The 7,399-nt window shown below is 69.2% G+C and carries 10 protein-coding genes and 1 CRISPR repeat array; of the genes, 6 read left to right on the top strand and 4 right to left on the bottom strand.

Features of this window, described 5'->3' with window-relative positions:
- Both SM793_RS35970 and SM793_RS35975 read left to right on the top strand, forming a co-directional pair.
- Positions 1 to 583, top strand: a 583-nt coding sequence (locus tag SM793_RS35970) for a quinone oxidoreductase family protein (RefSeq protein WP_320443347.1), incomplete at its 5' end; no start/stop codon positions are given.
- Between the two features lie 66 nt (positions 584 to 649).
- Positions 650 to 1,222 (top strand): DinB family protein, encoded by a 573-nt coding sequence (locus SM793_RS35975; protein WP_320443348.1) that lies wholly within the window; start codon positions 650 to 652, stop codon positions 1,220 to 1,222.
- Between the two features lie 238 nt (positions 1,223 to 1,460).
- On the opposite strand, the gene SM793_RS35980 is transcribed toward SM793_RS35975, so the two are convergent.
- Both SM793_RS35980 and SM793_RS35985 read right to left on the bottom strand, forming a co-directional pair.
- Positions 1,461 to 1,613 carry a hypothetical protein gene (locus SM793_RS35980; protein ID WP_320443349.1) on the bottom strand — a complete coding sequence of 51 codons (153 nt, stop codon included), beginning with the start codon at positions 1,611 to 1,613 and terminating at the stop codon, positions 1,461 to 1,463.
- Between the two features lie 282 nt (positions 1,614 to 1,895).
- Complete coding sequence (locus SM793_RS35985; protein ID WP_320443350.1) at positions 1,896 to 2,213, bottom strand: rhodanese-like domain-containing protein; 318 nt, start codon at positions 2,211 to 2,213, stop codon at positions 1,896 to 1,898.
- A gap of 946 nt (positions 2,214 to 3,159) precedes the next feature.
- On the opposite strand from SM793_RS35985, the gene SM793_RS35990 reads away from it, so the two are divergent.
- The gene (locus SM793_RS35990) at positions 3,160 to 3,543 is read left to right on the top strand and encodes a hypothetical protein (RefSeq protein ID WP_320443351.1); all 384 of its coding nucleotides are present in this window, start codon (positions 3,160 to 3,162) and stop codon (positions 3,541 to 3,543) included.
- An 82-nt stretch (positions 3,544 to 3,625) separates the two neighbouring features.
- On the opposite strand, the gene SM793_RS35995 is transcribed toward SM793_RS35990, so the two are convergent.
- Positions 3,626 to 4,615: a YafY family protein gene (locus SM793_RS35995; RefSeq protein WP_320443352.1), complete on the bottom strand. Its 990-nt coding sequence runs from the start codon at positions 4,613 to 4,615 to the stop codon at positions 3,626 to 3,628.
- A 94-nt stretch (positions 4,616 to 4,709) separates the two neighbouring features.
- Between SM793_RS35995 and SM793_RS36000 the strand changes: the two genes are divergently transcribed.
- The 3 genes from SM793_RS36000 to SM793_RS36010 all read left to right on the top strand — a co-directional run bounded on the left by SM793_RS36000 (position 4,710) and on the right by SM793_RS36010 (position 5,991).
- The gene (locus SM793_RS36000; RefSeq protein ID WP_320443353.1) at positions 4,710 to 5,108 is read left to right on the top strand and encodes a VOC family protein; all 399 of its coding nucleotides are present in this window, start codon (positions 4,710 to 4,712) and stop codon (positions 5,106 to 5,108) included.
- Between the two features lie 400 nt (positions 5,109 to 5,508).
- Entirely contained in the window at positions 5,509 to 5,733 is a 225-nt protein-coding gene (locus SM793_RS36005; RefSeq protein ID WP_320443354.1) for a hypothetical protein, read from the top strand.
- Positions 5,734 to 5,781: 48 nt separating this feature from the next.
- Positions 5,782 to 5,991 (top strand): hypothetical protein, encoded by a 210-nt coding sequence (locus tag SM793_RS36010; RefSeq protein WP_320443355.1) that lies wholly within the window; start codon positions 5,782 to 5,784, stop codon positions 5,989 to 5,991.
- 219 nt (positions 5,992 to 6,210) lie between these two features.
- A CRISPR array of direct repeats spans positions 6,211 to 6,483; the repeat unit is 29 nt; unit sequence GGGACCAACCCCGCATGCGCGGGGAGCAG.
- 520 nt (positions 6,484 to 7,003) lie between these two features.
- On the opposite strand, the gene SM793_RS36015 is transcribed toward SM793_RS36010, so the two are convergent.
- The coding region (locus SM793_RS36015; RefSeq protein WP_320443356.1) for an NUDIX domain-containing protein at positions 7,004 to 7,399 on the bottom strand (396 nt) is incomplete at its 5' end.

Genomic DNA, 7,399 nt, shown 5'->3' on the forward strand with positions numbered 1-7,399 from the left:
GCTGGTCCGCAGCGGGCTGGTCGCGCGCGGCGCCTACGAGGCCGCCCGTCCGGAGCCGGGGGAATCGGTGCTGGTCACGGCGGCGGCCAGTGCCGTGGGCACGCTCGCCCTCCAGTACGCCAGGGCCGGCGGGGCGGCGCACGTCGTCGCCGCCGTCAGCAGCGCCGACAAGGCCGACTTCGTCCGCGGACTGGGCGCCGACGAGGTCGTGCTCTACGGGGACGCCGACTGGGGCGCCCCGTACGACGTGATTCTCGACGGCGTCGGCGGCGACCTGCTCGGCCCTGCCGTCCGGGCCCTGGCGACGGGCGGCCGGCTGGTGGCCTTCAGCTCCGGCGGTGGCACGGTGGAGGCTTACGAACTCCTGCTCCGCGGGGCCTCGTTGATCGGCTTCCAGATGCGGGCCGTCGCCGTCGGCAGGCCCGAGCTCTACCACCGCTGGCTGCGCGAGCTCTGGCAACTGCGCGAGGCGGGCACCCTGCGCCCCGCCGTGCACGAGGAGATCCCGCTCCGCGACGCCGCCCGGGCCCACGCCGTCATCGAGCAGCGCCGCAACCTCGGCAAGGTCGTGCTCGTCCCCTAGCCTGTCGGTCGACCGCGCGGCTCGTCGGGGAAAATGAGGTGGCGGCACGGGCGTTCACGGGCGAGCATGGCCCGCATGAATGATCAACCCGAGCGATGGACCCAGGCGACCGTCTATCCCGACATGTGGCTGAACCCCGACGACGACCCCCGTGACAACGAAGGGCCCGCGGCGGACGGGGAGTTGCCGACCCTGCGGGAGGCCATCACCAACTACCGGCTCACCCTGCGCCTCAAGTGCGACGGCCTGGACGCCGAGCAGCTCGCCCGTCGTTCGGTGCCGCCGTCGACGATGTCGCTGCTCGGCCTGGTCCGCCACCTCGCCGAGGTCGAGCGGGACTGGCACAACTGGATCACCGACGGCGAGCGGCTGCCCAAGCTCTACGGCGCGCGGGACGCGGACTTCGACGGCGCCGTGGCCGACCAGGCCGTGGTGGACGCCGCGTTCGCCGACCTGGAGCGCGAACAGGCTTCCCTGGACGCCGCGTTGGCCGTCCACTACGCGGACCTCGGTGCGCGCGTGGGCCGGGAGGGGCTGGCGATCCGCGAGGTCATGCTGCACATGGTGGACGAGTACGCCCGCCACTGCGGCCACGCCGATCTCCTGCGCGAGTGCGTGGACGGACGGGTCGGCCAGTAGCGGTCAGTAGCCGCTCCGGCGCGGGCCGCGTGAGGCGGTGGTCCTCGTAATTCGCCGCACCGCCCGCCGACGCGGGTGTGCGGAAGCTTCCCGGGCGGACTCGGTCGACGCCCGGAGCTGGGTGGGAACGGTCGGGCGCGGTGTCGCGCTTCCGACGGGGTGTTCCCGGGTCAGCGACCGGCCGGACGACTGTTCGTCCGGCCGGAACGCTGTGGGCGGCAACATGCCGCGGTGGTGCTCAAGCGCCGAGCCGGGCGAGGAGCAGGCGTGCCCGGCGGGTCTTGGTCTCGGCGCGGTTCTTGGCGTACACGGCGCGGGCGAGGCGGTGCTGCTCGGCCTCCCGCATCCGCTCGTCGATGATCGCGCGAGCGGTTTCGAGATGGTAGGTCATGACGGTTGTTCCCCCTGCCGGCGGGTGGCCTGCCGATGGCTTTGGCATCAGCCCCAAGGCTCCCCTTGCACCTATGATTCTACACCAGTTTTCGAGACTTGCTCTCCATTTCCCAGCCGAGTCGAGCTGTTGTCCTGTTGTTTGAAGGTCTGTCGGTTGGTGAGCATTGGGTGTGCCGGATATGGCCACTCGTCGTCCGGCGGCGGACTGGCGGGGGCCGCACGCGCGACCCCCGCCCGTCCACCTGCTTGTCCGCCCCCCCGCCGGCCCCTCCGTCCGAGGTCAGGCGGCCTCGGTGGGCAGACCGGCCCCGACCCAGTCCTGGATGCCCTCGCGGTACTTGCGGACGTCGGTGTAGCCCAGCGCGGCGAGCCGGTCGGCGACCTGCCCGCTGTTCGGGCAGGCCGGGTTGGAGCAGTAGGTGACGATCGCGGCGTCACGGTCGGGAAGCACGGTCGCCGCCCTGGTGTCGATCTCCGCCGCGACCAGCGCCACGGCACCGGGAAGGTGCTGCTGGGCGTAGTAGTCGCCGCCGAGCGTATCGACGACGGTCACGGCCTCGGCCTCGACCGCTGCTGCCAGTAGGGCCCAACCCCGCATGGGCGGGGAGCAAGGTGACGATGTCGGCGACGGCGAGGTCGAGGTGGGACCAACCCCGCATGCGCGGGGAGCAGCCCTCGGCGGCCTCCACGCGCGCCACGATCCGGGGACCAACCCCGCGTGCGCGGGGAGCAGGAGCTGCCGGTACTCCTCGTCCTCCGCGAAGTTGGGACCAACCCCGCGTGCGCGGGGAGCAGGGCTCGGCTGCCGGTCCTCGCGGCGTTCCAGGAGGGATCAACCCCGCGTGCGCGGGGAGCAGCGGGGGCTCCCGGAAGCCGACCTGCTGGGCAAGGGACCAACCCCGCGTGCGCGGGAGCAGCCCAGTACAGGGGAGGTGCGGAGACCAGGCAGGGACCAACCCCGCGTGCGCGGGGAGCAGGAGGGCGTTGGGGGCCTTGGCGTCGGGAGGTAGGGACCAACCCCGCGTGCGCGGGGAGCAGAGTTGATGAGCTGCGGGTCTATCCGGCAAGGAGGCGGTATTTTGCAACTTTCAGAGATTCGGGCATTTCGGTCACCTTTGCCGACAGGCTGCGCATCAGGGCCACCCTATCCATCCCGACCGGTCTTACCCGCGCTCGCGAACGCACCTGGTCTCGTAGCTTCGCCCACGGGCGCGACGGAGGCGGCTGCCCCGACCACAGCGTGGCTTGTGCGGGGAAGCCATGACCGGAAGGCACTCGCGCGGGACATTGGCGGAGTGTCAATATCCGGCGAAGCGGACGCGGGATCGCACCCGACCGATAGGGAGGGCCTTGCGGTCCGTCGGAATGAACCCGAGATGCAGAGCGGTTTCTTCCTCAGTACCCAGGTGAGGGCGTCGGGGAGCGCCTCGTCGGGCAGCACGTTGCCGCCGACGGCGGTGTAGTGCATAGAGCTCGGGCGCTCCCGGTGCGGCAGCGCGACCTCATCTCCGCAGAAGACCAGGCCGCTGGTGCGGAGCTTGATCTTGTCGAACAGTGTGGCGGTCGTTGCTCCGGTGGTGTTCATCGGGCGTTTCGCCCTGGTATGTGGTGTCGCCGGGTTGGCGCTCTCCAGCGTGCCCCGGGAAGCCGTGGAGAGCGCTCCCGTGGGCCGGCGGGACGCGCTCGGACTCGATGCCGGTGAGGGTGAGGCGGCGCAGGTGGCGTCCAGTGCCGCGCATGGCCGGGGCGAGGTGGCGGGTCCCTCCTTCCCGATGAGTGTCCCGTTTCAAATGCTCTGGTCCGGTTCCAGGGCGGTGACCTGCGGCGACCAGATCAATCGAGACGCCGGACCGCCGAAAGTCTCAAGCGATCTGGTCCCGGAGGCCTGGATGCCGGGTGGTGTCTCAGTTGATCTGGTCCATCCCTGATGTCCCGTTGGCGACGTGTGCGGACCGGAGGCCAAGTGGCTTGGGAATCCGCAGCGGGGGATTCTCGCAGTTGACGGCGACGTCAGACTTGGCGGGCAGAGGTGGTGAGCCGGTCGGCGAGCGCGAGGACGAGGTCTCGGAGTTCGTCCGGTCGCTCGATGACGAACGGCCGGTCGAGCGAGGCGAGGACCGGAGGCAACCAGTCGAGCCGCTCTGCTCTCAACTCGACGCGGAGCCAACGCTCGGTGTGCGGATCTGGCCCTTCCGCGGGTGCGGGCCCCTCCACGCTCGCGATGCTGGCGGGCAGTCGGGTGCGGATCTGGTCGACCGTCCCATGGATCCGCAGGGTCACTTCGTGCTGGTACGCGGCCTTGGCGAGCCCTGACAGGACGCGCTGTGCCGGATCGATTCCGGCGGGGGGCTCGAACGAGCCTGGCAGCGTCCTCGCGTCCGCGATGCGATCGAGCCGGAAAGTCCGGTCCTGGCCGATCCCGGGATCGGCGCCTGTGACGTACCACCGGCCCGAATGAGTGACGATCCCGTACGGGTGCAGCGTGCGTTCGCTTCGTCGGCCGTCTCGGGCGGTGTACCTGATCGAGATCGGGCGGCGATGGCGTACCGCATCGGCGACGGCGAGCAGGACCCCTGTCTCCGGGGTGGCCAACTCGCCGGGCGGAGCCGTGAAGGCGAGGGATTCCATGACGGCGTCGAGCCGGCAGGCCAGACGCTCGGGCAGTGCCCGGCGGATCTTGGCCGCTGCCGTCTCGCTTGCCGTTTCGGTCGCCGTCAGCAAGCCCGCCCTGCGGCCCGCGACGAGACCGAGCAGCACGGCGAGCGCCTCGTCGTCGTTGAGCATGAGCGGAGGCAGGCGGTATCCGGCGGCGAGCCGGTACCCGCCGTAGCGGCCACGGACCGCCTCAACGGGGATGTCGAGGTCGACCAGGTGGTCCACGTACCGCCGCACGGTGCGCCCGTCGACGCCGAGCCGGTCGGCGAGTTCGGCCATCGTTCTGATGCCGCCCGACTGCAGGAGTTCCAGGAGGGTGAGCACGCGGCTGGTAGGTCGAGCCATGTCCACGAGCCTAGCGCTGATACTGGACCGATTGTGTCCACTATCTGCTCTAGCGTCCGAGGTTCAACCGCTTCACCAAGCCGAGGAGAGCACCATGGACTTCGTTTCGACACGGATCATCACCGGCGACATCGCGCGCCTCGTCGACTTCTACGAGCGAGCCACCGGAGTGCGGGCGGACTGGTCCACCGAGGACTTCGCCGAACTGCGGACCGCCGGCGCGACCCTCGCGATCGGCAGCACCCGCACCGTGGCACTGTTCGCACCCGGCTCCGCCCGTCCGGCCGACAACAACACTGTGATCATCGAATTCCTCGTCGCCGACGTGGATGGCGTGTACCGGAACCTGACCGATTTCGTCGCCGACTTCGTGACCGAGCCCACCACGATGCCCTGGGGCAACCGCTCGCTCCTGCTCCGTGACCCCGACGGCAACCTCGTCAACTTCTTCACCCCTGTCACGCCGGTGGCCATCGAGAAGTTCGCCCGCTGACGACAGCGCGGCCGCCCGGGCGGGGCCGGTCCAGGCGTTATGACGTCGGTTGTTCGGGAGTCGCCTGGAACCACGGATGAATGATGTTCGCCGAGGTTCAAGCTGCATGCAGCGACCCGGGGTGACCATCGCGGTGACATCGAAGCCGCGACCGACATGGGGCCCCGTCGGACCTGGCAGAAATCTCGATGAAGCGCTGCTGCATGACATGCTATCTGCACGCGCATTTTATGCTGCCATCGGTCCGAACGGTAAAAGTGTACCGATTTGGCGGCCACTGGAGTTATTTTCGAAATCCTCAAATTTGGCTCAACTTAGTGCCCTTGAGAGCGCTCTCCAATTGGCCTGTTGTGCCTCGAGGGAGAAGCAGTCTCTTCCGAAAGGATCATCGTCTATCGGAATGGGGTATTCCGTGCTCCTCCGTTCAGCAAAGATCATGTCCGCACTCGCCCTGGCGATCGGTGCGGTCGGCACCGCTTCCGTTTCCCTGGCTTCTGCGGCGGCCGTCCCGGGCGACAGCATGTCGTTGACCACGTCGGTAATGCTGCAGAACGTGGCGACAGGGAAGTGTTTGACTGCCACCAATGCGGGCACCGGCTTCGCCGAGGTGCTGGTCCAGGACTGAAACCGCTACGACTCGTCGCAGTGGTGGGCCAACTACCAGGACAAGCTGGTGGAGATAAACAACGAGAACGTCTGCCTGGTCAACCGGAACGGCCAGCCCGGCACCGCGACCTGCAGCTCGAGCAGCTCGCGCTGGTGGTACGGGACGAACCCTTCCGCCCTCTCGTCCACTTTGGGTGGCTATCTCACCACAGGGGGCTACTACACCTGGTTGGACTCCAATCAGGGCGATTTCAGCCAGTGGCGCCGGATTTACTGACCGGCCCGTGCTGGGCGGCCGAAATTCATTTCGGCCGCCCGGTCGCAATTCCTGCCGGCTCGAACGGGTGAGGGAACGGCTGCTGGCAGCAGGGTGCGAGCATCATCGTGGCCCGCTGGCCGTCGGTGGTCACCGGTCCAGGCAGGCTTTTCAGCCCGGTGACCACCCTGTACGGGCGCAGGACGGACCGCGTCTCTCCATGACATCGATCTGCCCCGGGGGACCAATCCCGCAGGCGCGGGGAGCAGTCTCTCCCATACCGAGACGATTTCACGCCTTCGGGACCAACCCCGCATGCGCGGGGAGCAGATCACCCAGTCCGAGGCCGAGCAGCGCGTCGAGGGACCAGCCCCGCATGCGCGGGGAGCAGAACAGCCGCCAACACCTCATCTGAACTGCACAGGGACCAACCCCGCATGCGCGGGGAGCAGCGCACCAACGTCCGGCTGGTCGACGGGCCGATGGGACCAACCCCGCATGCGCGGGGAGCAGAGTCGGTGAGCTGCGGGTCTATCCGGCAAAGAGGCGGGATTTTGCAACTTCCAGAGATTCGGGTATTTCGGTCACCCTTGCAGGCGGGCTGTTCACCGGCTCAGCCTATCCAATCCGAGCAGTTCGGATCCTCCGGCTGACCTCTGCCCTCGCGGGGGCGAATCTGCCCTCCATTCGGCGGTCGTCGCCGCCCGAGGTCTTGGATTCCGGGGCCAGGGTCGAGGATGCGGTCGGTCAGGTATCCGGAGGGTTCCCGGCCGACCTGGTGGACGGTCGCGAGGGCTGCGCCCACCGAGGGGGTCGTCCCTCAAGCAGGCCCAGGATCGCGACGGCCCGACCTCCCCGTGCACCGGTCAGCGAATGGTGCAGTACTCGCGGCACGGGCGAGGCTCCGAGGCCCGCGAGCAGCCGGTAGAGGTCGACCTCCCTCGCCTGCTTCCACTCCTCATAGGAGGTCGGACGGGACGGCCGGCAGCGGATCGAAGTGATCCGCTGCCAACGGGACATCGGTGTCCGGGGGCTATTCGGCGGGGGTGCCGCGGAGGAGGAAGGGGAGGTGGGTGCCGCGGGTGAGGGCGTCGAGGGCGTGGGTGGTGCGGTGGTGGTGGTCGGGGTGCATGGCGTCGGCGAGTTGGGTGGGGTGGAGCCAGTGGACGGCGGTGACGGTGTGGGGCGGTCGGTGGCGGGCGACGGTGGTTTCCTGGGTGGGGGTGAGGCGTCCGCCCCAGTGGACGAAGTGGAGGGCTTCGGGGAGGAGTTGGGTGGGGGTGTGGTCGGTGGCGAGGATGGTGCGCAGCGGCAGGACGAGGCCGGTCTGGGTGTCGGTGTGGCGGCGGGCGGCGTGGTGGGGGAGTTCGTCGGCTTCGGCGGGTCCGCCGGGGAGGGTCAGGCCGGAGGTGTGGGCGGTGCCGATGGC

The sequence above is a fragment of the Kitasatospora purpeofusca genome (assembly GCF_034043715.1).
GTDB lineage: Bacteria > Actinomycetota > Actinomycetes > Streptomycetales > Streptomycetaceae > Kitasatospora > Kitasatospora purpeofusca_A.

Excerpts from the sequence above, each read along its gene's own strand:
- SM793_RS35985 (WP_320443350.1), bottom strand. The coding sequence starts at position 2,213 with ATGCGGGGTTGGGCCCTACTGGCAGCAGCGGTCGAGGCCGAGGCCGTG.
- SM793_RS36005 (WP_320443354.1), top strand. The coding sequence starts at position 5,509 with ATGGGGTATTCCGTGCTCCTCCGTTCAGCAAAGATCATGTCCGCACTC.
- SM793_RS35995 (WP_320443352.1), bottom strand. The coding sequence starts at position 4,615 with ATGGCTCGACCTACCAGCCGCGTGCTCACCCTCCTGGAACTCCTGCAG.
- SM793_RS35980 (WP_320443349.1), bottom strand. The coding sequence starts at position 1,613 with ATGACCTACCATCTCGAAACCGCTCGCGCGATCATCGACGAGCGGATG.
- SM793_RS35975 (WP_320443348.1), top strand. The coding sequence starts at position 650 with ATGGCCCGCATGAATGATCAACCCGAGCGATGGACCCAGGCGACCGTC.
- SM793_RS36000 (WP_320443353.1), top strand. The coding sequence starts at position 4,710 with ATGGACTTCGTTTCGACACGGATCATCACCGGCGACATCGCGCGCCTC.